This window comes from Cupriavidus sp. UME77 (assembly GCF_014170355.1).
Lineage (GTDB): Bacteria > Pseudomonadota > Gammaproteobacteria > Burkholderiales > Burkholderiaceae > Cupriavidus > Cupriavidus basilensis.
Genome location: NZ_LZZU01000084.1, coordinates 1 through 23,348, shown reverse-complemented (window position 1 = coordinate 23,348; position 23,348 = coordinate 1). Strand labels below are relative to the sequence as shown.

Sequence of the window (23,348 nt, the reverse complement as noted above, 5' to 3'; positions counted from 1 at the left end):
CCCTATCCCCCCTCACCCCTAATGCCTCCCCGGCAACGACAGCCGCCTCTCCAACAACCGCTGCACATGCGCCAGCGCCGTACTAAGCATCCAATAAATAGCAGCCACGGCAAGATAAAGCGGCAACGGCTGGTAGGTCGCGGCAATCACCTCCTGCGCCGTGCGCAGCAGCTCGGTCACCGTGATCACAGACACCAGCGAGGTGTCCTTGATCAGGCTGATCAGGCTGTTCGACAGGCTCGGCACCGCCAGCCGCAGCGCCTGGGGGCCGACCACGTAGCGCAAGGTCTGGCCTTGCGTCAGGCCCAGGCTGTAAGCCGCCAGCCACTGCCCGCGCGGGATGCCGAGGATGGCGCCGCGCATGCTCTCCGAGAGATACGCCCCTACGTTCAGGCTCAGCGTCAACACGCCCGCCGGGGTGGGCTCCAGCGCGATGCCGATGCCCGGCAAGCCGTAATACACCACGAAGATCTGCACCAGCAGCGGCGTGCCACGCATGATGCTGACGTAGGTCCGCGCGACGGCCTTCGGCACGGGCTGGTGGCTGATGCCCATCAACGCCACCACGGTGCCGATCGCCAGCCCGAAGATCATCGACAGCAGCGCGAACTTGATGGTCAGCAGCATGCCCTGCAGCAGCACGGGCAGCGATGCGGCAACGAGTTGGAGAGCGGACATGGAAAGCCCTGGCGAAAGGCGTGCCCGCGCTTATCTGGCCGGCTTGGTCACGTCACTGCCAAACCACTTCGCCGAAAGCTTGCCGAGGCTGCCGTCCTTGCGCATCTCGTCGAGGGCGCGGTCGATGGCCTGCGCAAACTTCGGATTGTCCTTGCGAAAGGGGATCGCCACCTCGGAATTGCCACCTTCCACAATCGCGCCGGGCCGCAGCGGCAGGTTTGACGTCTTGATCAGGTAACCGATCATCAGGCGGTCGTTCAGCGCGGCATCCACCCGCTGCGCTGCCAGGTCGCGCAGGTACTCGGGCGCACCCGGATAGGTCTTGACGTCGATGCCGGCGACAGACTTGGCCAGTTCGTTGTAGTTGCTGCCCAGGCTCACGCCGAGCTTCTTGCCTTTCAGGTCCTCGAGGGACTTGAACTGGCGGCTGTCATCCTTGCGCTGAATCAGCTGCGCCGCCGAATACACGTAAGGCGTGGAGAAATCCAGCACCTGCTTGCGTTGCGGCGTTACCGCGACCTGGTTGACGATCACGTCGAACTTGCCGGCCTGCAGCCCGGCTATGATGCCGCTCCACTCGGTGGTGACAAACTCCGGCTTGACGCCCAGCCTGGCCGCCACGCCCTTCGCCACGTCGACGTCGAAGCCTTCCAGCTGGTTGTTGCTGCCGCGGTAGTTGAACGGCGGATAGGTGCCTTCCAGCCCGATCTTGAGCACGCCGGCCTGCTTTACGGTATCGAGCAGATCGGCGGCCTGCGCGGCGGCGCCGGCCGCCAGCAGCGAAACGGCGAACAGGGCGTTGAGACAGCCAGTACGAAGCGATCGCATATGTTCTCCAGTCAGCACAGCCGACGCGGACGGCGTCCGCAACGGTCCGGCAAGCGTCAACCCGGCGTTGGTCCGCCAAGCGTGCAAGCCGGCTTTTAGCCTAGCGCAATTTCGCGTCGAACAGCAATAACGATTCGCCCTGCCCTACCCGGCTTATTGGAACGCCTTGTCATTGGGATGGGCGTAGAGATCTTTCATGTCGGCCGACAGCGGATAGTTCAGGTTAATGTTGCGCGGCGGAATCGGCGACTGGAACCACTTTTTGTACAACTGCTCGGCACGGCCGCTGGTCATCAGGTCGGCGATCACGCCGTCGGCCAGCGCCTTGAACGACGGATCGTCCTTGCGGAACATGCAGGCGTAGTTCTCGGTCTGCAGCGGCGTGCCCACCACGGTCCAGTCGTTGGCGCTCTTGGCCTTGGTCAGTTCGCCGTAGAGCAACGGCTCGTCCATCACGAAGGCCACCGCGCGCCCCGTCTCCAGGATCAGGAAGGACTGCCCGTGGTCCTTGGCGCTGATCAGGTTCATGTTCATGGTCTTCTCGCCATTCATCTTGACCAGCAGGCGCTCATCCGTGGTGCCAGCGGTGGTCACCACGTTGCGGTCCTTGAGATCCGGGAAGTCTTTCACGCCCGAATCCTTCCTGGTCAGCATGCGTAGCCCGTAGACAAACAGGCTGTTGGAAAACGCTACCTGCTTTTGCCGCTCCAGGTTGTTGGTGGTGGTGCCGCACTCGATGTCGATGGTGCCGTTCTGCATCAGCGAAATGCGATTCTGCGACGTGATCGGCACCAGCTTGATCTCGAGCTTGGGGTTTTGCACTTGCGCCTTCACCTTATCGACGATCTGCAGCAGGATCTCATGCGAGTAGCCCATCACATCGCGTCCGTTGGTATAGGAAAACGGGATGGAGGACTCGCGATAGCCCAGCGAGATCACGCCGGTTTCCTTGATCTTGCGCAGCGTATCGCCGTCGGCGGCGTGCGCGTTGCTGACAGTGCCCGCGGTGCCTGCCAGCATGGCAACCGCCAGCAGGCAGCGGGAGAATCGGTTGGAGGGGACGTGCGATTTCATATCGTTTTCTCCTTGGGTGGAAATGGCTCGAAGTACTGCCTGGTCGTGAAGCGGTGTTTCTCAGCGGTAATGCAAACGAAAAAACTGCCCCGTAACGCTGCCCATCAAGCCAGCATCACGGCGAAATCCGTGTCATCGATGGCCGGCTTGCGCCCGGCCAGGCCATCGGCCAGCAAGCCCGCGCTGCCCATGGCCAGCGTGAAGCCGAGCGCGCCGTGGCCGATGTTGAGCCACAGGCCGCGCACCGCCGACTGGCCCACCATCGGCAGGCCGGTCGGCGTGGCCGGGCGCAGGCCTGCCCAGGGCTGCAACTGCTCCGGCTCGATGCCCGGCGCCATGTCGCCAAACAGCGCGCGGGTCTCAAAGGCCAGCGTGGCGATGCGGGCACGGTCGATGACGGTATCCGCGCGCACCAGGTCGGCCATGCCCGCCACGCGCAAGGTGTTGCCGATGCGGGCATAGACGATCTTGCGCGCAAAATCGGTGACGCTGATGTGCGGCGCGCGCTCGCCATCGCTAATCGGCACCGTGATGCTGTAGCCCTTGAGCGGCCACAGCGGTGCCCGCACGCCCAGGGGCTTGAGCAAGGCCACGCTGCCGATGCCGCCTGCCACCACCACGGCATCCGCCCGCTCTATGCCGGCATCGGTACGCACGCCGGTCACGCGATCGCCTTCGCGCTCGATGCCCAGCACGCCGGTGCCAAAGCGCAGCGACACGCCAGGACGGTCATGCAGCAACCGTGCCAACGCCAGGCAGAAACGATGGCAATCGGCCACTTCCTCGCTCGGCGTGTGAATCGCGCCGGCGATCTCGCCGCGGATGCCGGCCAATGCCGGTTCCAGCGCCACGCACGCATCGCTGTCCAGCGCCTGCTGCTCGCAGCCCAGGCTGGCCTGGTAATCGAGCAGGCGGCAGGCGGCATCGAAGCTGGCCGCGTCGCGGTGCACAATCAGCTTGCCGCGCCGGGCAAAGCCGAAGTCCACCGGCTGGCTGTCGACAAAGGCCTGCATCAGGTCGCGGGAGTAGAAGGCCAGCCGCAGCAGCTTGCGCGTGGTGGCCTCGCTGGCGGAGGCATTGCAAGCCCGTGCAAACGCTGCCAGCCAGCGCCACTGCGCCGGGTCACCCGATGGGCGGAAACGCATCGGCGAATCAGGGCGCAGCAGCCACCCGGGTACCTTGGCCAGCACGCCCGGCCCGGCGAGCGGCGCCACATAGCTATAGCTGAGCTGCCCGCCGTTGGCGAAGCTGGTTTCCTCGCCCGGGCCGTCGCGCCGTTCCAGCACGGTCACCTCGTGCCCGTCGCCCGCCAGCCGCCACGCCGTGCTCATCCCGATCACGCCCGCCCCCACGATCACAACCTTCATTACCCGCCTCTTTAATCCGGTCCCTTTCGACCCGACACAGGGTAGACCACGCGGCCCGCCTTGCCCAATGCGAATACGTGCAAGAATATGTCTTTAGGCTATGGGTGCCGCTTTGCTGCGGCGCCCTCCCCTGCCACATGCGATTGCGTCAGATCGAAGTCTTTCGCGCGGTCATGCTGACCGGCACCGTCAGCGAGGCCGCGCGCCTGCTGCACGTCTCCCAGCCGGTGGTCACGCGCGTGCTGCAGCATGCCGAGGCCACGCTCGGCTTCCGTTTGTTCGACCGGGTAAAAGGCAGGCTGCAGGCCACGCCGGAGGCCGGCGCGCTGTACGGCGATGTCGAGCGGCTATATGGCGAGATCGAGCGGGTGCGCCGTGTCTCCGAAAGCCTGCGCCACAAAGGCGCCGGCCGTCTGCGCGTGGCGGCCACGCCTAGCCTGGCCAATCCGCTGCTGGTGCCAGCCGTACGCCGCTTTTGCGCGCGCCATCCCGACACCCAGGTGCAGGTACTGACCCACCACACCGACGAGATCGTGCAAGGGCTGCTGGCTAACCAGATCGACCTGGGCTTCGCCTTCTCGCCGCCGCGCCACGAAGCCATCACCAGCGAACCGGTAGCTGGCGGCCAGATGCTGCTGGCGGTACCGCGCGGCGAGCCGCTGGCGGCCCGCGGCCGGCGGGCCGACGTGCCGATGCACAAGCTGGTGGAACGCCCCTTCATCGCCTACGACGACAACAGCTCGCTTGGGCTGCTGGTGCGCCAGACGCTGGCGCGCAATGCGCTCGAGCCGCGCTCCACGCTGGAAGTCCAGACCTATTCGCTGGCGCTGGCCCTGGTCGATGCCGGCCTGGGCCTTACCTTGCTCGACCAATACACCGCGCTGGGCGCAAACCCGGAGCGTGTTTCGCTGCACGAGGTCAAGCCCGCGTTGCCTTTCGAGATCCAGTTGCTGCGCGCCAGCCACCGCGGCAGCTCCAGCCTGGCCGACGCGATGCGCGAACAGTTTGCCGCCGCCGCACGGGAGCTGGCGGCTACGCTGCCGCAGCGGCTGGAAGCGCCGGCGGTCAGTTTTGAGCATGCACCTAGATGAAACGTCCCGCCGTCCTTGCGGAATTTGACAGTACCGTGCGCCGTGCACCATCATCAAAGCGCCTGAACGGTGCTTCCCCAAACCTATGTTCGCCCTAATCCTGCTTCTCCTTATCCTGATCAGCGCCTTCTTCTCGATTTCCGAGATCGCGCTGACCGCATCGCGCCGCACCAAGCTGCAGACACTGTCCGAGCGTGGCGACCGCCGCGCCACCAAGATCATGCTGCTCAAGGAGGAGCCGGGCAACTTCTTCACCATCGTGCAGATCGGCGTCAACAGCGTGGCCATCCTGGCCGGTATCGTCGGCGAGAAGCATGTCTCCGACCTGATGCAGACGGCGCTGCTGCCCTACCTGGACGTGGTCACCACCCAGCGCATCGCCAATGTCGGTTCCTTCCTGATCGTCACCCTGCTCTTTATCCAGTTCGCCGACCTGATCCCCAAGCGCATCGCCATGACGTTTCCCGAAGCCTGCGCGCTGGCGGTGATCGGGCCGATGCTCACGCTCATCAAGATCTTCAAGCCACTGGTCTACGTCTTCAACGGTGCCGCCAATGCCACGCTGCATCTGTTCGGCGTGCCCACCAAGCACATCGACCAGATCACCTCCGAGGACATCGCCGCCATGGTCGATGCCGGGGCGGAGGCCGGCGTGCTGCACAAACACGAGATCCACCTGATCGAAAACGTGTTCGAGCTGGACGCGAAAAGCGTCACCGCGGTGATGACCCCGCGCGACGATGTGGTCTACATCGGCCTGGACGAATCGCCCGACAGCCTGCGGCGCAAGCTGGTCAACTATCCGCACGCGCAATATCCGGTTTGCGGGCACAACCTCGACGACGTGCTGGGCTACATCGATTCGAAGGACATCCTGCAGCTGTTCCTTGCCGACGATTCCACCGGCGTGATCGGCAACATCGGCAATATCGGCAAGCACCACGACAAGAACGTGCTGGTGATCCCGGACACGCTGACGCTCACCGAATCGCTCACGCGCTTTCGCGAGATGCACCAGAACTTTGCGGTGGTCATGAACGAGTACGGGCTGGTGGTGGGCATCGTCACGCTGGACGATATCGTCGGCGCGCTGATGGGCAACATCATCTACTCCACCGAGGATGAACAGATCGTGCGGCGCGACGAAAGCTCATGGCTGGTCGACGGCGTCACGCCGCTAGTGGACCTGAAGAAGGCGCTGGAGCTCGACGAGCTGCCCGGCGAGGATTACGTCGACACCGCCGCCGGGCTCGTCATCTACACGCTCAAGCGGATCCCGAAGAAATCGGAAGCGATCGAGGCTGCGGGATTCCGCTTTGAAGTGCTGGACATCGACCATCACAAGATCGATCAGCTGCTGGTTTCGCGGCTGCCGCCGGCGGAGCCGTTCCAGCCGTAAGCGCGCGGCGATACCGCTCGACCGTGCCGGGCAGCTGGAACACCACGATCCACGTGCCAACCACCACCACCGCCGCGGCGGCAACCGCGCCCAGGCGCAGCGGCGCCAGGCGTTCCGGTGCATGCAGGGTGGCATAGGCGGTGCCCAGCAGCACGATCCAGGCAAAGCCGAGCGCGCAGCCCGCCAGCACGTCGGACAGCCAGTGCATGCCAAGGTAGAGCCGCGACAGGCAGATCAGCGTCACCACCACCGCCGTCAGCGCCACCACCGGCATCCGTACCCGCCACGGCTGGCGCAGGCACAGCAGGAAGGCCAGGAAGCCATAGGTCACCATGCTGCTGGTGGCGTGGCCGCTGGGAAACGAAAACGACTCCAGGCCGCCGTAGATGCTGGCCGGCCGGCTGCGCTCAAGGGCAAGCTTGAGCACCATCACGCAGGCGCGCGCGCCAACCAGCGCCCCCACCCAGTAAGCTGCCGCCACCCAGGCACGGCGCCACGCCAGCCAGGCAAAGACCGCCACGCCCACTGCCACGGACACCCGCGCGCCGCCCAGCTCGGTCAGCGCCACCATGGCCGTATCCAGCCAGCCCTGCTGCCACGCGCGAAGCTGCGCGAACACCGCCTGGTCCACCTGCACCAGCGGCGCGCCTTCGGCGATGGATTCACCCAGCCACAGCAACGCGGCCGCGCAAGCGAGCAACAGCACACCGCCTGCCGCCAGCAGGAGCAGCTCGACGATGTCGCGCTCCAGCATGCTGGCCACGCGCGGCCACGGCTGCGTGTCCCGCGCGCGCAGCGCATCGCGGCCACGCAAGCGCGCGGCATCGAGCCTGCGCACCAGCGGGCGGATCACCAGCAGCAAGCCGCGCACCACACAGAGCAGCAACAACGCGAACAAAGCGAGAAGGCCCACCACGCCCAGCGCGGTTGCCGGTGTGAGCCAGGACGCGCCAGCCGGCTGCACGGCCGCGAGCGCTTGAACGGGAGCAGCCACCATCGGCTCAGCCCCCCGCCGCCATGCGCGCGATATTGGCGCGTGCCGGCGCTTCGCAATCGGCAAAGGCTGGTGTGAGGAACAAGTGTGCCCGCTGCGCCATTGCCTGCAGGAACGCGATCCGCCGCTGCATGAATGCCGCGTACAGGGCATCGCCAGACAGGCCAGTGCGATTGGCCAGCAGCGCCTTGTTTTCTTCGAACACAGCGACACTCCAGGCGTCGAATTCCGCGTCTGGCGCAGCCAGCCGGGACAGATCCAGATCCAGCACAGCCTCGGACTCCGGCACCGATGCACGATGCCCGCAGGTATCCATCACGATGCGCGCGGCCAGCGCTGTCACCGCCACATCGACCCCGCTCACCATGGTCTCGATCAACGCGGCCGACGCCGCTTCGTTGTGCTCGCAGCCCGGCACGTAGACCGCGTCGTGGAACAGCACGGCAAGCGCCTGCGCGGGCGTGAGCGCGATGCCGCGCGCCTGTGCCTGCGCAAACATCTCCAGCACATGGCGGCGATCGTGGTAATGCCGGTAAGGTGCGTCGTAGCAGGCCAGCACCTGCAACACCGTCGCGCGCGGCAAGAAGTCCAGGCAAGCCAGCGCGGCCGGCCAATCCGGCGCGAAACGCGCTTGCGTGCCCTGCGGCGTATCAACGCTTTCGCCGAACACATCCAGCGGCCGCACCCACAAGCGGGAGCGGTCCCGCATCGACTCGTACACCACCACCTGCGACAGGTCAGACTCGATCACGCCGAGGCCAACGATGGCATAGGCGCCGCCCTTGTAATGGCGATAGGGCATGCCGTGGAGATAGTCGGAGGACCCCTCTGCACCGGGCAAGGCGTGCGGGGAAGGCGGGCAAGAAGACTGTGTCATGAGCGGCTGTTCAAATCGGAGCAGCGTCATGATAGTGCATTGGCCACGCGGGGCCGCTTGCGGGCCCCGCGCGGGTGCGCAGGGTTGACTGCGTGGTTGGCTACGCGTTGGCTACATTACTTGCGATGCGTGCGCTGACGCATCGCGCCAGGTTCGGCCATCTTCGGATCCTTGAGAGACATCTCCTGCACCTCGCTCTCCTTGCTGTGCCGTTTCTCAAAGCGGATGTTCGGGGATGGCCGCTTCGAATTGGAGTGAGCGTTCCGGCTCATGCCTTACCTCCATTCTGGTCGACGTGGCGGTTGCCACTTAACCAATATAGAGGTCTGGCACCCAGGTTGCCATGTCCCGCGCGCGTCAAGGCGCCGCCACCATTATCGATTGCGCCGCTCGCCCCGATCCCGCACCTCGACACCAGTCGGGGTGGGCAGGTGGGCGGGCGCAAGGCAAGGTTGGCGTACCGGCGAAAAGGATCCGGCGAGCCCGAAGGCTCCCCTGCCCAGGCCCGCCCAATGAAGGCGCGCAGAGGCATAACTTACCTAAAAAATCGCCTGGCGGCGACTGTCCGCCTTTTCGTTCGGAACGCCAATCCCGAACGCTGTGGTTGCAGCGATGCGCAGCGTATATCGCGTGAGCTGGCAGGCTCGTTGACCTGTGCAACGATGCCTGCTGCTGCCGTGCCGACAACGCGTCGACAGCGCGAACCCGTACCCCAAAGCAAAAGCCCCACGACTCTTCAGGAATCGTGGGGCTTTGCGTACTGCTGGCGGAGAGGGTGGGATTCGAACCCACGGTAGGCTCGCACCTACGCCTGATTTCGAGTCAGGTACATTCGACCACTCTGCCACCTCTCCGGTAACTGGGTCGCTTGTCGCGAAGAACAAGATTATAGAGGAAATCTTGTTTCCACTGCAAGCCCCTCGCGTGAAAATTTACGCCTCGGGCTCCAGGCGCGTCAGGCCGCCCAGATACGGCTGCAATGCGGCGGGCACCGTCAGCGAGCCGTCGGCGTTCTGGTAGTTCTCCAGGATCGCCACCAGCGTGCGGCCAACCGCCAGGCCGGAGCCGTTGAGCGTGTGCAGCAGTTCCGGCTTGCCCTGGCCTGCGCGGAAGCGGGCCTGCATGCGGCGGGCCTGGAAGTCGCCCATGTTCGAGCAGGAGCTGATCTCGCGGTAGGTGCCCTGCGCGGGGATCCACACTTCGAGGTCATAGGTCTTGGTGCTGCCAAAGCCCATGTCGCCAGTGCATAGCACCATGGTGCGGAACGGCAGGTCCAGCTTCTTCAAGATAGCTTCGGCGTGGCCGGTGAGCTGCTCGAGCGCGTCGAACGAATGCTCGGGCTGCACCACCTGGACGAGCTCAACCTTGTCGAACTGATGCTGGCGGATCATGCCGCGCGTGTCGCGGCCGTAGGAGCCGGCTTCCGAGCGGAAGCAAGGTGTGTGGGCAACGAAGCGCAGCGGCAGCTTGTCGCCGGCCACGATGGCGTCGCGCACGATGTTGGTCAGCGGCACTTCGGCCGTGGGGATCAGATAGAAGTTCTCGGTGCGCTCGCCACCCTCGCTGTTCTCGCCACCGACCTTGCGCGGCACCTTGAACAGGTCTTCCTCGAACTTGGGCAACTGGCCGGTGCCGCGCATCGAGGCGGCATTGACGATGTAAGGCACGTACATCTCGGTATAGCCGTGCTCGATCGTGTGAGTGTCCAGCATCAGTTGCACCAGCGCGCGATGCATGCGTGCGATGCCACCACGCAGCATGGCGAAGCGCGAGCCCGTGACCTTGCTCGCGGTATCGAAATCCAGCCCGAGGCGCTCGCCCACGTCGACGTGATCCTTGACCTCGAAGTCAAAGCTGCGCGGCGTGCCGACGCGGCGCACCTCCACGTTGCCGGTCTCGTCCCGGCCCACCGGCACGCTTTCGTGCGGCAGGTTGGGGATGGCTTCCATGATCTCGGCGAGCTGGGCCTGGATTTCTTCCAGGCGCGCGGCCGAGGCCTTGATGGCGTCGCCGATGCCGCCGACTTCCGCCATCACCGCCGAGGCGTCTTCGCCCTTGCCCTTGAGCATGCCGATCTGCTTGGAGAGGCTGTTGCGGCGCGCCTGCAACTCCTCGGTCTGGGTCTGCAGTTGCTTGCGCTCGGCTTCGAGTGCCTGGAAGGCCGCTACGTCGAGTTGGAATCCGCGCGTGGCAAGGCGTTGCGCCACGGCGTCGATGTCTTTGCGGAACAGCTGGATGTCTAGCATGTTGCGTGTGAGGGCAGGTGCATTGGCCAGCGACATGCTGGCGGATCTGGCATTTTACTGTACTGGCCCGGGCCCACGCCGATCCGCCGGCTGGAGAACAGGCTGGCGGATCGCCCGCTGTTCGCGGGGACACGCCGCCGGACTGGGGTGATGCGCGTTATTGCGCACCGCCGCCCTCGCCGCCGCCTTCGTCCCGGCCCTTGCCTTTGCCCTGCTGCCGGAGCCACTGCGCGTCAAGATCGCGCAGGTGACGCAGCTTTTCGCCGATCTTGCCTTCCAGCCCGCGCGGCGTGGGCTTGTACCAGCCCGGGCGCTTGAGGTCGTCGGGGAAGTAGTGCTCGCCGGCGGCATAGGCTTCGGGCTCGTCGTGCGCGTAGCGGTAGGCGTGGCCGTAGCCCAGCTCTTTCATCAGCTTGGTCGGCGCGTTGCGCAGGTGCACCGGCACGCCGCGTGACTTGTCCTTGGCCACGAAGGCGCGCGCGGTGTTGTAGGCGTTGTAGCCGGCATTGGACTTGGGCGCCACGGCCAGATAGATCAGGGCTTGCGCCAGCGCGAGCTCGCCTTCCGGCGAGCCCAGCCGCTCGTAGGTCTCGGCGGCATCCAGCGTGATGCGGGCGGCACGCGGATCGGCCAGGCCGATGTCCTCCCACGCCATGCGCACGATGCGGCGCGCCAGGTAGCGCGGATCGGCACCGCCGTCGATCATGCGGCAGAACCAATACAACGTGGCATCGGGATCGGAGCCGCGCACGGATTTATGCAGCGCGCTGATCTGATCGTAGAACGCGTCGCCGCCCTTGTCGAAGCGGCGCAGGTTCTCCGACAAGGCGCTGCCAAGCAGCGCGTTGTCGATGACCGGCGCGCCGGCGCTACGCGCGGCGCGCGCCACGATCTCGATATTGTTGAGCAGCTTGCGGCCATCGCCATCGGCTGAGGCCACGATCAGTTGCAGGGCTTCGTCCTCCCACTGCAGGCCGCCCAGCTCTTCGCTGGCGCGCCGCGCCAGCTGCGTCAGCTCGGCGTCGTCCAGGCTCTTGAGCACGTAGACAGCGGCGCGCGACAGCAAGGCGCCGTTGACCTCGAAGGACGGGTTCTCGGTGGTGGCGCCGATAAAGGTAAACAGCCCGCTTTCCACGTGCGGCAGGAAGGCATCCTGCTGGCTCTTGTTGAAGCGATGCACCTCGTCCACGAACACCAGCGTGCGCCGTCCGTGGGCACGGTATTGTTCGGCGCGCTCGACCGCCTCGCGGATGTCCTTGACACCGGACAGCACCGCCGACAGCGCGATGAACTCGGCGTCGAAGGCTGTGGCCATCAGCCGCGCCAGCGTGGTCTTGCCTACGCCGGGCGGGCCCCACAGGATCATGGAATGCGGCTCGCCGGACGCGAACGCCACCCGCAACGGTTTGCCAGCGCCAAGCAGGTGTTGCTGGCCGATCACCTCATCGATATTGCGCGGGCGCAGGCGCTCGGCCAGGGGTTGTTGGGAACGATCGGGAGCTTCGGAAAACAGCGTGTCCGCCACGGTATTCAGGCCTTTAAGTCAGGTCAGGCGCGAACGGTGCATGCCCGCTGCGCCTAGGAACCTGACAGTGTAGACCATCGCGCGCGGCCGGCCGCGCGGCCCGCTACGGCTGGCGAATCAGCGCGCGGTGCGCTCACGGCGCGTAAAGACATCGAGCACGCCAGCGCGCTCGCTGCCCACGCGCGTGCGCCAGGCCGCCACCGCGCCGGCGCCGGCATCGCGTAGCGCCTGCTGCACCGCCGGGGCGGGATTGTCCTGGATGGTCACGCCGTTGGCGCGCATGCGTGTGGTGTTTTCTTCCAGCCGTGTGCCCAGGCGCGCCCACTGCTTTTGCTCGGTCGCCTGCGCGGCTGCGTCTACCGAGGCGCGCAAAGCGGGCGGCAAGGCCGCGTACGCGGCCGCATTGACCGTGGTGAACGACAACGGCATCGCATAACCGATGGCCGTGAAGTTGGGCAGGTAGTCCCACAGCTTGCGGCCCGCGCCGCCGTCGCCGGAGGACAGCACCGCGTTGACCGAGCCATCCTTCAGGCGCGGCATCGCGTCGGCAAACGACAGGTTGGTCGGCTGCGCGCCGGCAGCACGCATGACTTCGGTGGACGTCTCGTCATAGGTGCGCACCGACAGCGCGCGCAGGTCCGTCAGCGTGGCAACAGCGTTGCGCGACCACAAGCCGGTGGGCGGCCACGGCGTGACGTAGAGCAAGTGCTGCCCCTGTGCCTCGAAGGCACGCACGTAGTCGGCGCGGGCCAGTCCGGCCAGGCGCCTGGCCGAATCCACCGAGGTGGCGACGAACGGCAGCGACGACAGCAGGAACAGCGGATCCACCGCGCCCAGCGCGCCGCCGAAGGCATCGCCGCCCTCCAGCCGCCCTTCTTTCACCGCCGCCGGCATCTGCGCGGATTTGACGCCCGCGCTGGCGTCAAAGCTGGGCTTGACGTCAATCGCGCCTGCGGTGCGCGCCTTGACCTCATCGGCGAAGGTAGCGAGGCCTTCGCCAGGCATGGCGCTGGCCGGGTATTCGGTGGCCATCCTCCAGGTGGCCGCAGCGGCTGGCTGGGCCCAGGCCAGGTTTGCGCTGCAGGCCAGCAAGGCTAGCAGCAGGCCGCGGCGCAGGCATTGGCGGCGCGGCAGTTGGGATGCGCACTTAGGGGAAGCAAACATGATGAGAGCCCTGGAATCTTGAAGTAATGAAGCCGTGGAGCCGTGGAGCCGTGGAGCTATAAAGCCGGCAAGGACAAACTAGTAAGCCAGTGAGCCGCCATGACCCTGGCAGTGCGCTCAGCCGCGCCGGAACGCCACCACGTCGTCCACCTCCACGCGAATGCCGATGTGCTCGCCGAGCGCATGGTCATGATGCGAAGGCACCAGCGACAACACCTGGCCGCCGCCGGCCAGGCGTAGCGTGTACAGGATCTCGGCACCGCGAAAGGCCTTGTGCAGGATCTTCGCGCGCAGCGGGCTGTCATCGTCGTGCACGATATCGTCGGGGCGGATCAGCACATCGACCTCTGCCGTTGCAGGCGGTACGCCCAACGGCTCGCTGCTATGCAGCGTGCCGAGTTCCAGCGAGACCGAGTGTGGGCTGGCAAGCAGGCCCGGCATCAGCACGCCCTGCCCGATGAAGTCCGCGACCACGCGCGTGGCCGGCCGGTGATAGAGGTTGTGCGCGCTGTCCCACTGCTCGATGGCGCCGGCGTGCATCACGCCGATCTCGTCGGCCATGGCAAAGGCTTCGTACTGGTCGTGGGTGACCAGAATGGCGGTGGCGCCCTGGGCCTTGAGGATGTCGCGCACCTCCAGGCTCAGGCGCTCGCGCAGGTCGATGTCGAGATTGGAGAACGGCTCGTCGAGCAGCAGCAGCTCCGGCTTCGGCGCCAGTGCGCGCGCCAGCGCCACACGCTGCTGCTGGCCGCCCGAGAGCTCGTGCGGGAACTTGCCGCCGGAACCGGCCAGGCCCACCAGCGTGAGCATTTCCTCGACCCGCGCCGCGCGTTCGCCGCGGCGCACGGCATGCAGCCCGAAGGCGACGTTGTCCGCCACGCTCAGGTGCGGGAACAAGGCGTAATCCTGGAACACCATGCCGATGCGCCGGTGCTCGGGCGCCACGGCAAACCCCGGCGACGACATCACCTGCCCTTGCAGCAGGATGCGGCCTTCGCGCAGCGGCTCGAATCCGGCGATGGCGCGCAGCACCGTGGTCTTGCCGCAGCCGCTGGGGCCGAGCAGGCAGGCAATGCTGCCACGCGCGAGGGTGAAGGACAGGTCGTTGACAACGCGCTGGCTGCCGAAGCCATGGTGGATGCGATCGACCTCGATCACGATATCGGATCGTGCTGGCATGGATGAGTTGGAATGCGGGTGGCCTGGCATGCCGAGCATTATATGGACGCGGGCCCTGGATGTCTGTCACATGCGGATGCGTCGCCCGGCGTATCCGCATTGCTAGAATGCAGGGCTTGCCCCAAGGCCTGCCGACCGCGCCCCACCGCCGGGCCTCGCCCTGTCCCGCACCAATACCGACACCCACGCCGCTGCCGCATGAGCCTGCTTCGCCCTAGCCGTACCCGCCGCCTGCACCCGTTAGCCTTGGTCGCCGCCCTGGCCGCGCTGCTGATCGCGCTGCCGATCGCGCAGGTGGCTGGCAGCCTGCTCGAGCCCAGCGGCGACACCTGGCGGCATCTGGCCGACACGGTCCTGGCCGAGTACGTTGGCAATACGCTGTGGCTGCTGGCCGGCGTCTGCGCTGGCGTGCTGCTGGTGGGCGTGCCGACCGCGTGGCTGGTCAGCACCTACCGGTTCGCCGGGCGGGCCTGGCTGGAATGGGCGCTGGTGCTGCCGCTGGCGATGCCGGCCTATGTCATTGCCTACGCCTATACCGATGCCCTGCAGTTCGCCGGCCCGGTGCAAAGCTGGCTGCGCGAACTGACCGGCTGGCGCGCCCGGGAGTACTGGTTCCCGGATATCCGCTCGCTGGGCGGCGCCATCGTGTTGTTCACGCTGGTGCTCTACCCCTACGTCTACCTGACCGCGCGCGCGGCCTTCCTGCAGCAAACCCTGAACACGCTGGAAGCGGCACGGCTGCTTGGCCATGGCACCTGGGGCAGCGTCTGGCGCGTGATGCTGCCACTGGCGCGCCCCGGCATCGTGGCCGGCACAGCGCTGGCGCTGATGGAGACGCTGGCCGATTTCGGCACCGTGGCCTACTTCGGCATCCCGACCTTCTCCACGGGCATCTACCGCGCCTGGTTCTCGCTGGGCGACAAGAACGCGGCAGCGCAGTTGTCGGCCTGCATGTTGCTGTTCGTGATCGGCATCCTGCTGGTCGAGCGCGCCAGCCGGGGCCGCGCCCGCGTGCACGGCGGCCAGCGCCGCGCGCCGGCTTACCGGCTGCATGGCTGGCGCGCCGCGCTGGCGCTGCTGGTATGCGTGGTGCCGGTGCTGCTGGGCTTTGCCGTCCCGGCGCTGATGCTGTGCAAGATGGCACTGGCCGAAGGCGACGCGCAGTTCGGCCCGCGCTTTATCAGCCTGGTGCGCAACAGCTTCCTGCTGGCCAGCGTGACCGCGCTGATCGCGGTGCTGGCCGCGCTGGTGATCGGCTATGCCGGGCGCGGCATGGCTGCCGGCCGGGGCTGGCTGCTGCGCGCGCTGACGCGGGTGTGCGGCATGGGCTATGCCCTGCCCGGCTCGGTGGTGGCGGTCGGCGTGCTGGTGCCGGTGGCGCGGCTGGACAATGCCATGTCGGCATGGCTGCAGCAGCATCTGGGATGGTCGGCCGGGCTGCTGCTGACCGGCGGCATTGCCGCACTGGTCTATGCCTACCTGGTGCGCTTTCTGGGCGTGGCGCTGCAAACCGTCAACGCTGGCCTGGTCAAGATCACGCCGGGCATGGACGCGGCGGCGCGCAGCCTGGGCCATGGGCCCGGCGCCACGCTGCGGCGCGTGCACCTGCCGATGCTGCGCGGCAGCCTGCTGACCGCGGCGCTGATCGTCTTTGTCGACGTCATGAAAGAGCTGCCCGCCACCTTCGTGATGCGGCCGTTCAATTTCGACACGCTAGCCGTGCAGGCATACAACCTGGCCTCCGACGAGCGGCTGGCCGAGGCCGCCACCGCCTCGCTGGTGATCGTGGCAGTGGGCCTGCTGCCGGTGATCCTGCTGTCGCGCTCGATACGGCGGGATGCGCGGGAATAGGCCGGCCAAGTCGCCCACGCATTTTCCTAAAGTTCTTCAACGTCTTGCCGATATCCCCCTAGTCCGAAGCTGCGCCCCGGCCTGCCGCACCCTTTCTGGCGAGCCAGGCGGTCTGCCCCCACCGCTGGCGTGCTTCGCGCCGCACCATGACTGTGCCGGCCGCAATCCTTGCCCGGCATCTGTTTGCAGCGTTTTCAGGGAGTGTTATGCAGCTTCGTTACCGCATGCTCGTGTTCAAGCTGAACCGGATGACCCGGCAAGACCGGATCAGCGCCGTCGAGGAAATCGCCCTGGCGGGCCAACTGGCAGAGCAACTGGAAAAACCGGGCATGGTCGAGCGGCTTGTGGCGGACCTGTTCGATCACGAGAACTCCCATGTCAGGCGCATCGCGCTCAACGCGGTGCGGCGCGCGCATGGCTACCGCCAGGCAGATATCTCGCTTGCCCTGCTGCGCAAGCTTGGCGATCCGGAGCCGTGGCTGCGCCATGATGCGGCATGGGTGCTGCATGAGGCCGGGCTGGACAGCCCGCACATCCGTGCAGCGCTACGCCAGCTTGCCGGGCCGGTCATGTTGCCTTACGACTTGAACCGCGCCAAGGCCAATCCTTCGGACGCGCTGCTGCACGCCCAGGTACGCGCGCGGCAAGCGCTGGACGTGCTCCTGGCGCGCCAGACCGCGGGCAAGGTGGTGGCCAAGCTGCCATACGCGGCAGGCACGTTGGGCCACTCGCACAAGAAGCGGCGCGAGCAGTTGAAGGTGACCTTCGAGAAGCACAGGGAGCGAGGCGCAAAGCTGAACTTCCGCCGCCTTGAACCTGGCGAAGGCAGCGAGAGCAACGCCGCCAAGGGGCCAGGGCCCAAAGCCAGGCCCGTGCCCAAGCCGTAGACATGGGAAATGGCGGCTTGCGCCGCCATCCCCACCCCGCCAGCCAGGCCGCGCCGGCGCCTTCTTGCTTTCTTACTTGCGTTCTTACTTGTAGCCGGCCTTGTCCGCCAGCTTCTGCGCTTGCGGCTGGTGCTTGCCCAGTTCGGCCACGCTGATCTTATCCGCCTTGAAGCTGCCCAGCGCTTCCAGCGCCGGATTGCTGATCTTCACGCTTTCCACCACGGGCCACTCATTGTTGCCATCGGCAAAATAGCGCTGCGCGTCATCGCTGGCCAGGTACTCAAGGAACGCGCGCGCGGACGCCTTGTTGGGCGCATGCTTAAGCATGCCGCCGCCGGAGATGTTCATGTGCACGCCCTGGCTGGCCTGGTTGGGCCACAGCACGCCGAGCTTGTCCGCCACGGCCTTGTCCTCGGGCTTGGCCGACTTGAGGATGCGGGCGATGTAGTAGGTGTTGGCCACCGCGATATCGCACTCTCCCGCTGCCACGGCCTTGAGCTGGTCGGTGTCGCCACCCTTGGGCGCGCGGGCCAGGTTGGCCACCACGCCGCGCGTCCATTGCTCGGTCTTGGCCTCGCCGTCATGGGCGATCAGGCTGGACATCAGCGACAGGTTGTACACGTGGCCGCTGGAGCGGATGCACAGCTTGCCCTTCCACTTGGGATCGGCGAGATCTTCGTAGTTCTTGATGTCGCCGGGCTTGACCGCGGCCTTGTTATAGGCGATTACGCGGGCCCGGGCCGAGAAACCGAACCAGTCGCCGTTCGGGTCGCGGTAGTTGGCGGGGATGCGCGACTCCAGCACGCTCGATTTGAGCGGCGCGAACACGCCCGCCTGCTGGGCCCGCCACAGCCGGCCGATGTCGACGGTGATGAACACATCGGCCGGGCTGTTGGCGCCCTCGCTCTTGATGCGCTCCAGCAGCGGGTCTTCCTGGCCTTCGATGCGGTTGATCTTGATGCCGGTCTGCTTGGTGAAGTTGGCGTAGAGCGCTTCGTCGGTCTGGTAGTGGCGCGCGGTGTAAAGGTTCAGCACCTTTTCCTGTGCGTGCGCGCCGAGCGGCAGTGCCAGAACAGCGAGCGTGGCAAGCGTTGTGGCGCGTGGCAGCAAGCGGCGGAATACGGTCATGACTCTCCCCTTCGATCTTCGATGATTGTTGTATGCCGTCCTGAGGATGCCGTACATGCATCATGGACAAGACAAGCTAGAAACAATAATCATTCCTGTTTCGATGGTCAAGTTACAACGCTGTCATTTTTCTCGCGGCAAGCCTGGGGAGGAAAAAGTGCGGATTGAAACGCTGAAACCCGAACCGGAATGACAGATACCGCCGGGTCTTCGATTGCGCCCGGCGTTATCCATGTATCACATTCAAGTACTGGCGCGTTCCACCAATGCCTTCATGGCATCGGCAGGCAGGGGCCCATGGCAGGTCCGCTCGCCACCGGTCTTGCTGACCACCAGCCACACCTTGGCCGGGGCGCCAGCCGGATGCAGCAGCCAGGCTGGCCCATGCCCGCTGCCGGTGGGCGGCAGCCCTTCCAGCACCCCGCTGTTGACGGACTGCAGCAGCACGGCGCAATCGTTGGCGCTGGCCTGCGTGGCGGAGAGAAAATCCGGATTGGCAAGCACTTCAGGCAGCGCCGTATCGGAGGCGCGCAGGAAGGCATCCACATCGAACTGCTTGCTGGCGCCAGGGCTGGCGCAGGCGGCCAGCAACGCAGCAGCGGCAAGGCCGGCAATGGCACCGCAACGGCGCCAGGCCGGCCGGGTCAGGAATGCGGGGATCATGGAGCGCCTCATTGCTTGAGCACGTCGGCGCCCTTGGGCACCGCAAACCGGAAGGTGTCGGCCGGCAGCACGGGGTTCTTCTGCATCGCACTGAAGGTCAGGAGCGTCGTGTTGCCAAAGGCATCGCGCAACTCCATCGCTTCCAGGTTGCCGCTCTTGAAGCCGATGCCGATGCGCTCGAACTGCGTGTCCTTGGCTCTGGGCGTAAGTTCAAGCCACTCCACGCCGTCGCGCGTGGGGCCGTTCTTCACGACAAAGTTCTTTTCCAGGTCATTGCTGCCGAACAGGATCGCGGCGGGGCTGGACCCCAGGGCGCCATCTAGCTTGCGCTCGGTGACCTGGTTGAGGTCCTTGTCGTAGATGTAGAGCGTCTGGCCGTCGGCCTGCAGCAACTGGTCGTACGGCTTGACGTAGCGCCAGGTGAACTTGCCAGGGCGCGAAAAAGCAAAGGTGCCGCTGGAGGTGCCGGCCACCTTGAGGCTGTCGCCCTGCCCCTTGACCTGGCGCTGGGTAAATTCGCCCTTGGCGCTCTTCACGCCCGCCACGAAGGCCTGGAGCTGGTCGGTGCCGGCCGCCATGGCCGCCGTCGCTGTCAGCGACAGCATGGCCGCCGCGGCGCATGCCGACGCGAGAATGCGGATTCGCATGGTGTTGTCCTTGCTGGGTTGGAGGGTACGAACCGCCGGGGCGGTTGCACTGCCTGTCCGGTTAGAGCGGCGCGCGGGCGCCGGATTCCGCAACGATGTGCTTCGCACGTAACAGCATGTTACGCGCGGCAGCTTATTCTTCCTCGCGGGCGGTGCCTGCCGGGGCCAGGATGTCGCGATTGCCGTTGCCCGACATGGCGGAGACCAGGCCAGCCTTTTCCATGTCCTCCAGCAGCCGCGCGGCACGGTTATAGCCGATGCGCAGGTGGCGCTGCACCAGGGAGATCGAAGCACGGCGGTTCTTCAGCACCACGTCGACAGCCTGGTCGTAGAGAGGATCGGCCTCGCCGCCGCCACCAATGCCGGCGCCACCGCCCATGCCATCGGTGCCCAGGTCGCCCTCGGCCACGCCGCCTTCGAGGATGCCCTCGATGTAGTTGGTTTCGCCGCCTTCCTTGAGCTTTTCGACCACACGGTGCACTTCATCGTCGGAGACAAAGGCGCCGTGGACGCGGATCGGCACGCCGGTGCCCGGCGCCAAGTAGAGCATGTCGCCCATGCCGAGCAACGCTTCCGCGCCCTGCTGGTCGAGGATGGTGCGCGAATCGATCTTGCTGCTGACCTGGAAGGCGATGCGGGTCGGCACGTTGGCCTTGATCAGGCCGGTGATCACGTCGACCGACGGACGCTGCGTGGCCAGCACCAGGTGGATGCCGGCGGCGCGGGCCTTCTGCGCGATGCGCGCGATCAGCTCTTCCACCTTCTTGCCCACCACCATCATCAGGTCGGCCAGCTCGTCGATCACGATCACGATCATCGGCAGCTTCTCGAGCGGCTCGGGTGCGTCCGGGGTCAGGCTGAACGGGTTGGGAAGCTTCTCCTCGCGCGAGGCGGCTTCGTCGATCTTTTTGTTGTAGCCGGCCAGGTTGCGCACGCCCAGCTTGCTCATCAGCTTGTAGCGCCGCTCCATCTCGCCAACCGCCCAGTTCAGGGCGTTGCCGGCCTGGCGCATGTCGGTCACCACCGGGCACAGCAGATGCGGGATGCCCTCGTAGACGCTCATTTCCAGCATCTTGGGGTCGATCAGGATCAGCCGCACCTGCTCGGCCTTGGCCTTGTAGAGCAGCGACAGGATCATGGCGTTGATGCCGACCGACTTGCCGGAGCCGGTGGTGCCCGCCACCATGCAGTGCGGCATCTTGGCCAGATCGGCAACCATGGGCTTGCCGGCGATGTCCTTGCCCAGCGCCATCGTGAGGTTGGACGCGCTCTCGTTGTAGACCTGCGAGCCGAGGATCTCGGACAGCCGCACCGTCTGGCGCTTGGGGTTGGGCAGCTCCAGCCCCATGTAGATCTTGCCGGGGATGGTTTCCACCACGCGGATGGAAACCAGCGACAGCGAACGCGCCAGGTCGCGCGCCAGGTTGACCACCTGGCTGCCCTTGACGCCGGTGGCCGGCTCGATTTCGTAGCGGGTGATGACCGGGCCCGGGTAGGCCGCCACCACCTTGACCTCGACACCGAAATCCTTGAGCTTCTTCTCGATCAGGCGCGAGGTGAATTCCAGCGTTTCGGCGCTGACGGTTTCCTGGTGCGTGGGAATGGGGTCCAGCAGCGCCAGCGGCGGCAGGTCGGAGTCCTGGATATCGGCGAACAGCGGCTGCTGCTTCTCGCGCTCCACGCGTTCGTGCTTGGGCACCGCCTGGGGCCGCACGATCTGCACCGGCGCGGCCTCCTCGATCTTGACCCGCTGCACTTCCACGGTTTCGGTGCGCACGACCTTGGCCGCCTCGCCGATGATGCGGTCCTGCTTGCTTTCGCGGCGCGCCTTGAAGCCGAGGAAGAGCGTCTCGACGAAGCCGCCCACGTGCTCGGCCACCGACAACCACGAGAAATGGAAGAACAGCGACAGGCCGATGGCCAGCGTCAGCAAGAGCAGCAGCGTGGCGCCGGTAAAGCCCAGCGCCATCTGCATCCAGCCACCGAGCAGGTCGCCCAGCACGCCGCCCGGGGCGCGTGGCAGCGCGGCGCGCAGCGGATACATGCGGATGGCCTCCAGGCCCATGCTGGCGGTCAGCGACAGGCCAAAGCCGATCCAGCTCACCACCAGGCCCTGCCGGGCCTCGCCGTTGCGCTCGGGCAGCTCGGCGGTCAGCGCACGCCAGCCGCGCCAGCAGCGGCGCACCAGCAACACGGCCCACCAGTAGGCGGAGAAGCCGAAGATAAAGAACAGCACGTCGGCCATCCAGGCGCCCACGCGGCCGCCGAGGTTGTGGATGTCGGCCACCTGGTTGGCGTGCGACCAGCCAGGGTCAGCCTTGCTGTAGCTGGCCAGGATGCAGACGAAGGCCAGTGTGACCGCCAGCAACAGGAACCAGCGCACTTCGCCCAGCAGCTTGCCGATGCGCGAGGGCAGCGCGGAAGGATCGGTACGTGTTGTGGTAGTAGCTCGGGCCATGCCTGGATCTGGGTTGCCAACTGAAGAGGGTGGTGCCGGCCATTTTAACCTTGGCCAGGGCTATCGCTCCCATTGGAATTTGCAACAGTGAGCAAACGCCGGTCCACTTATAATGCTGGTTTCGATTCACGCTAGTGCGCATCAAGGCGCACCAGCCATAGGAAAGCATCATGGCCAAACACGCAAAAGTGCTGATTCTCGGTTCCGGCCCCGCCGGCTATACCGCCGCCGTCTACGCGGCCCGTGCCAACCTGCAGCCGGTGCTGATCACCGGACTGGCCCAGGGTGGCCAGTTGATGACCACCACTGACGTGGAAAACTGGCCCGCCGACGCCAACGGCGTGCAAGGCCCGGAACTGATGCAGCGCTTCCTGGAGCATGCCGAACGCTTCAACACCGAAATCATCTTCGATCACATCCATACCGCCAAGCTGACCGAACGCCCGATCCGCCTGGTGGGCGATGCCGGTGAATACACCTGCGATTCGCTGATCATCGCCACCGGCGCCTCGGCCCAGTACCTCGGCCTGCCGTCGGAAGAGCTGTTCATGGGCCGCGGCGTGTCGGCCTGCGCCACCTGTGACGGTTTCTTCTACAAGAACCAGGAAGTGGCCGTGGTCGGCGGCGGCAACACCGCCGTGGAGGAAGCCCTCTACCTGTCCCAGATCGCCAGCAAGGTGACCGTGCTGCATCGCCGCGACAAGTTCCGCGCCGAGCCGATCCTGGTCGACCGCCTGCTGCAGCGCGAGAAGGAAGGCCGCGTGGAAATCCGCTGGAACTCCGTGCTGGAAGAAGTGACCGGCGACGATTCCGGCGTGACGGGCCTGAAGGTGCGCAACGTGAACACCGGCACGGTCGAAGACCTCAAGCTGGCAGGCGTGTTCGTGGCCATCGGGCACAAGCCGAACACCGAACTGTTCGAAGGCCAACTCGAGATGCACAACGGCTATATCGTCACCAAGAGCGGCCTGGCCGGCGATGCCACGGCCACCAGCATCCCGGGCGTGTTCGCAGCTGGCGACGTGCAGGACCACATCTATCGCCAGGCGATCACCAGCGCCGGCACGGGCTGCATGGCAGCCCTGGATGCACAGCGCTACGTGGAAGCCCTGCAGTAAAGAGACAGAGACGGAAGGCTCAGGCCGGGCTTGCCCGGCCTTTGTCTTTTTCAAGCCGGTGATGCCTGCGCGCGCACCAGCCGCGCCCCGCCCTGCCACCCTATAATCACGCCGAGCACCCCGGAGACTCGCCATGACGCACGGCGCCAGAAAGCCCACCAAACCCGCCAACCC

The 23,348-nt window shown here is 66.0% G+C and carries 19 protein-coding genes, 1 tRNA gene and 1 pseudogene; 6 read left to right on the top strand and 15 right to left on the bottom strand.

The genetic code is table 11. The features are described from left to right. Positions 1-18: 18 nt before the first annotated feature. The 4 genes from A9975_RS31645 to A9975_RS31630 form a co-directional block, all read right to left on the bottom strand. Positions 19-678 carry an amino acid ABC transporter permease gene (locus A9975_RS31645; protein WP_183036193.1) on the bottom strand — a complete coding sequence of 220 codons (660 nt, stop codon included), beginning with the start codon at positions 676-678 and terminating at the stop codon, positions 19-21. 30 nt (positions 679-708) lie between these two features. Next, positions 709-1,506 (bottom strand): transporter substrate-binding domain-containing protein, encoded by a 798-nt coding sequence (locus A9975_RS31640; protein ID WP_183036192.1) that lies wholly within the window; start codon positions 1,504-1,506, stop codon positions 709-711. Between the two features lie 153 nt (positions 1,507-1,659). Next, a complete protein-coding gene (locus A9975_RS31635; RefSeq protein ID WP_183036191.1) occupies positions 1,660-2,580 on the bottom strand; it encodes a glutamate/aspartate ABC transporter substrate-binding protein in 921 nt (306 codons plus the stop codon). Between the two features lie 104 nt (positions 2,581-2,684). Then, entirely contained in the window at positions 2,685-3,947 is a 1,263-nt protein-coding gene (locus A9975_RS31630) for a D-amino acid dehydrogenase (protein ID WP_183036190.1), read from the bottom strand. Positions 3,948-4,084: 137 nt separating this feature from the next. Here A9975_RS31630 and A9975_RS31625 point away from each other — a divergent pair, with 137 nt between their 5' ends. Continuing rightward, on the top strand, positions 4,085-5,038 hold the full coding sequence (locus A9975_RS31625; RefSeq protein WP_183036189.1) for a LysR family transcriptional regulator: 954 nt from the start codon (positions 4,085-4,087) through the stop codon (positions 5,036-5,038). Positions 5,039-5,123: 85 nt separating this feature from the next. Beyond that, positions 5,124-6,437: a hemolysin family protein gene (locus A9975_RS31620; protein WP_183036188.1), complete on the top strand. Its 1,314-nt coding sequence runs from the start codon at positions 5,124-5,126 to the stop codon at positions 6,435-6,437. A 151-nt stretch (positions 6,438-6,588) separates the two neighbouring features. Here A9975_RS31620 and A9975_RS38680 read toward each other — a convergent pair. The 7 genes and pseudogenes from A9975_RS38680 to A9975_RS31585 form a co-directional block, all read right to left on the bottom strand. Continuing rightward, positions 6,589-7,008, bottom strand: a pseudogene (locus A9975_RS38680) (phosphatase PAP2 family protein); the annotation flags it as partial. 430 nt (positions 7,009-7,438) lie between these two features. Continuing rightward, a complete protein-coding gene (locus A9975_RS31610; protein ID WP_183036187.1) occupies positions 7,439-8,308 on the bottom strand; it encodes a DUF1653 domain-containing protein in 870 nt (289 codons plus the stop codon). Positions 8,309-9,072: 764 nt separating this feature from the next. Beyond that, positions 9,073-9,162: transfer RNA gene (locus A9975_RS31605), tRNA-Ser, on the bottom strand. 78 nt (positions 9,163-9,240) lie between these two features. After that, positions 9,241-10,554: a serine--tRNA ligase gene (gene serS, locus A9975_RS31600; RefSeq protein WP_183036186.1), complete on the bottom strand. Its 1,314-nt coding sequence runs from the start codon at positions 10,552-10,554 to the stop codon at positions 9,241-9,243. A gap of 157 nt (positions 10,555-10,711) precedes the next feature. After that, a complete protein-coding gene (locus tag A9975_RS31595; RefSeq protein WP_183036185.1) occupies positions 10,712-12,079 on the bottom strand; it encodes a replication-associated recombination protein A in 1,368 nt (455 codons plus the stop codon). A gap of 117 nt (positions 12,080-12,196) precedes the next feature. Beyond that, on the bottom strand, positions 12,197-13,243 hold the full coding sequence (locus tag A9975_RS31590; protein WP_183036184.1) for a TRAP transporter substrate-binding protein: 1,047 nt from the start codon (positions 13,241-13,243) through the stop codon (positions 12,197-12,199). 117 nt (positions 13,244-13,360) lie between these two features. Continuing rightward, positions 13,361-14,422 carry an ABC transporter ATP-binding protein gene (locus A9975_RS31585; protein WP_255504137.1) on the bottom strand — a complete coding sequence of 354 codons (1,062 nt, stop codon included), beginning with the start codon at positions 14,420-14,422 and terminating at the stop codon, positions 13,361-13,363. A gap of 198 nt (positions 14,423-14,620) precedes the next feature. Between A9975_RS31585 and A9975_RS31580 the strand changes: the two genes are divergently transcribed. Together A9975_RS31580 and A9975_RS31575 are read left to right on the top strand one after the other, a co-directional pair. Continuing rightward, positions 14,621-16,273 carry an iron ABC transporter permease gene (locus tag A9975_RS31580; RefSeq protein ID WP_183036182.1) on the top strand — a complete coding sequence of 551 codons (1,653 nt, stop codon included), beginning with the start codon at positions 14,621-14,623 and terminating at the stop codon, positions 16,271-16,273. A gap of 206 nt (positions 16,274-16,479) precedes the next feature. Next, on the top strand, positions 16,480-17,160 hold the full coding sequence (locus A9975_RS31575) for a hypothetical protein (protein ID WP_183036181.1): 681 nt from the start codon (positions 16,480-16,482) through the stop codon (positions 17,158-17,160). A gap of 84 nt (positions 17,161-17,244) precedes the next feature. On the opposite strand, the gene A9975_RS31570 is transcribed toward A9975_RS31575, so the two are convergent. Next, entirely contained in the window at positions 17,245-18,288 is a 1,044-nt protein-coding gene (locus A9975_RS31570; RefSeq protein WP_183036180.1) for a Fe(3+) ABC transporter substrate-binding protein, read from the bottom strand. A gap of 55 nt (positions 18,289-18,343) precedes the next feature. Between A9975_RS31570 and A9975_RS31565 the strand changes: the two genes are divergently transcribed. Then, on the top strand, positions 18,344-18,481 hold the full coding sequence (locus A9975_RS31565) for a hypothetical protein (protein ID WP_183036179.1): 138 nt from the start codon (positions 18,344-18,346) through the stop codon (positions 18,479-18,481). A gap of 50 nt (positions 18,482-18,531) precedes the next feature. Here the strand turns inward: A9975_RS31565 and A9975_RS31560 are convergent, their stop codons facing one another. The 3 genes from A9975_RS31560 to A9975_RS31550 all read right to left on the bottom strand — a co-directional run bounded on the left by A9975_RS31560 (position 18,532) and on the right by A9975_RS31550 (position 22,056). Further along, on the bottom strand, positions 18,532-18,951 hold the full coding sequence (locus A9975_RS31560) for a hypothetical protein (RefSeq protein ID WP_183036178.1): 420 nt from the start codon (positions 18,949-18,951) through the stop codon (positions 18,532-18,534). A gap of 8 nt (positions 18,952-18,959) precedes the next feature. Beyond that, a complete protein-coding gene (gene lolA / locus A9975_RS31555) occupies positions 18,960-19,598 on the bottom strand; it encodes an outer membrane lipoprotein chaperone LolA (protein WP_043351351.1) in 639 nt (212 codons plus the stop codon). A 133-nt stretch (positions 19,599-19,731) separates the two neighbouring features. Further along, a complete protein-coding gene (locus tag A9975_RS31550; RefSeq protein WP_174423253.1) occupies positions 19,732-22,056 on the bottom strand; it encodes a DNA translocase FtsK in 2,325 nt (774 codons plus the stop codon). A 170-nt stretch (positions 22,057-22,226) separates the two neighbouring features. Between A9975_RS31550 and trxB the strand changes: the two genes are divergently transcribed. After that, positions 22,227-23,174, top strand: coding sequence for a thioredoxin-disulfide reductase (gene trxB / locus A9975_RS31545; RefSeq protein WP_043344442.1), 948 nt, complete (start codon positions 22,227-22,229; stop codon positions 23,172-23,174). Positions 23,175-23,348 lie beyond the last annotated feature (174 nt).

Bases quoted from the DNA above. Each gene is read 5' to 3' on its own strand.
- A9975_RS31645 (WP_183036193.1), bottom strand. From the start codon at position 678: ATGTCCGCTCTCCAACTCGTTGCCGCATCGCTGCCCGTGCTGCTGCAG.
- A9975_RS31640 (WP_183036192.1), bottom strand. From the start codon at position 1,506: ATGCGATCGCTTCGTACTGGCTGTCTCAACGCCCTGTTCGCCGTTTCG.
- A9975_RS31635 (WP_183036191.1), bottom strand. From the start codon at position 2,580: ATGAAATCGCACGTCCCCTCCAACCGATTCTCCCGCTGCCTGCTGGCG.
- A9975_RS31630 (WP_183036190.1), bottom strand. From the start codon at position 3,947: ATGAAGGTTGTGATCGTGGGGGCGGGCGTGATCGGGATGAGCACGGCG.
- A9975_RS31625 (WP_183036189.1), top strand. From the start codon at position 4,085: ATGCGATTGCGTCAGATCGAAGTCTTTCGCGCGGTCATGCTGACCGGC.
- A9975_RS31620 (WP_183036188.1), top strand. From the start codon at position 5,124: ATGTTCGCCCTAATCCTGCTTCTCCTTATCCTGATCAGCGCCTTCTTC.
- A9975_RS31610 (WP_183036187.1), bottom strand. From the start codon at position 8,308: ATGACACAGTCTTCTTGCCCGCCTTCCCCGCACGCCTTGCCCGGTGCA.
- serS (WP_183036186.1), bottom strand. From the start codon at position 10,554: ATGCTAGACATCCAGCTGTTCCGCAAAGACATCGACGCCGTGGCGCAA.
- A9975_RS31590 (WP_183036184.1), bottom strand. From the start codon at position 13,243: ATGTTTGCTTCCCCTAAGTGCGCATCCCAACTGCCGCGCCGCCAATGC.
- A9975_RS31585 (WP_255504137.1), bottom strand. From the start codon at position 14,422: ATGCCAGCACGATCCGATATCGTGATCGAGGTCGATCGCATCCACCAT.
- A9975_RS31580 (WP_183036182.1), top strand. From the start codon at position 14,621: ATGAGCCTGCTTCGCCCTAGCCGTACCCGCCGCCTGCACCCGTTAGCC.
- A9975_RS31575 (WP_183036181.1), top strand. From the start codon at position 16,480: ATGCAGCTTCGTTACCGCATGCTCGTGTTCAAGCTGAACCGGATGACC.
- A9975_RS31570 (WP_183036180.1), bottom strand. From the start codon at position 18,288: ATGACCGTATTCCGCCGCTTGCTGCCACGCGCCACAACGCTTGCCACG.
- A9975_RS31565 (WP_183036179.1), top strand. From the start codon at position 18,344: ATGCATCATGGACAAGACAAGCTAGAAACAATAATCATTCCTGTTTCG.
- A9975_RS31560 (WP_183036178.1), bottom strand. From the start codon at position 18,951: ATGATCCCCGCATTCCTGACCCGGCCGGCCTGGCGCCGTTGCGGTGCC.
- lolA (WP_043351351.1), bottom strand. From the start codon at position 19,598: ATGCGAATCCGCATTCTCGCGTCGGCATGCGCCGCGGCGGCCATGCTG.
- A9975_RS31550 (WP_174423253.1), bottom strand. From the start codon at position 22,056: ATGGCCCGAGCTACTACCACAACACGTACCGATCCTTCCGCGCTGCCC.
- trxB (WP_043344442.1), top strand. From the start codon at position 22,227: ATGGCCAAACACGCAAAAGTGCTGATTCTCGGTTCCGGCCCCGCCGGC.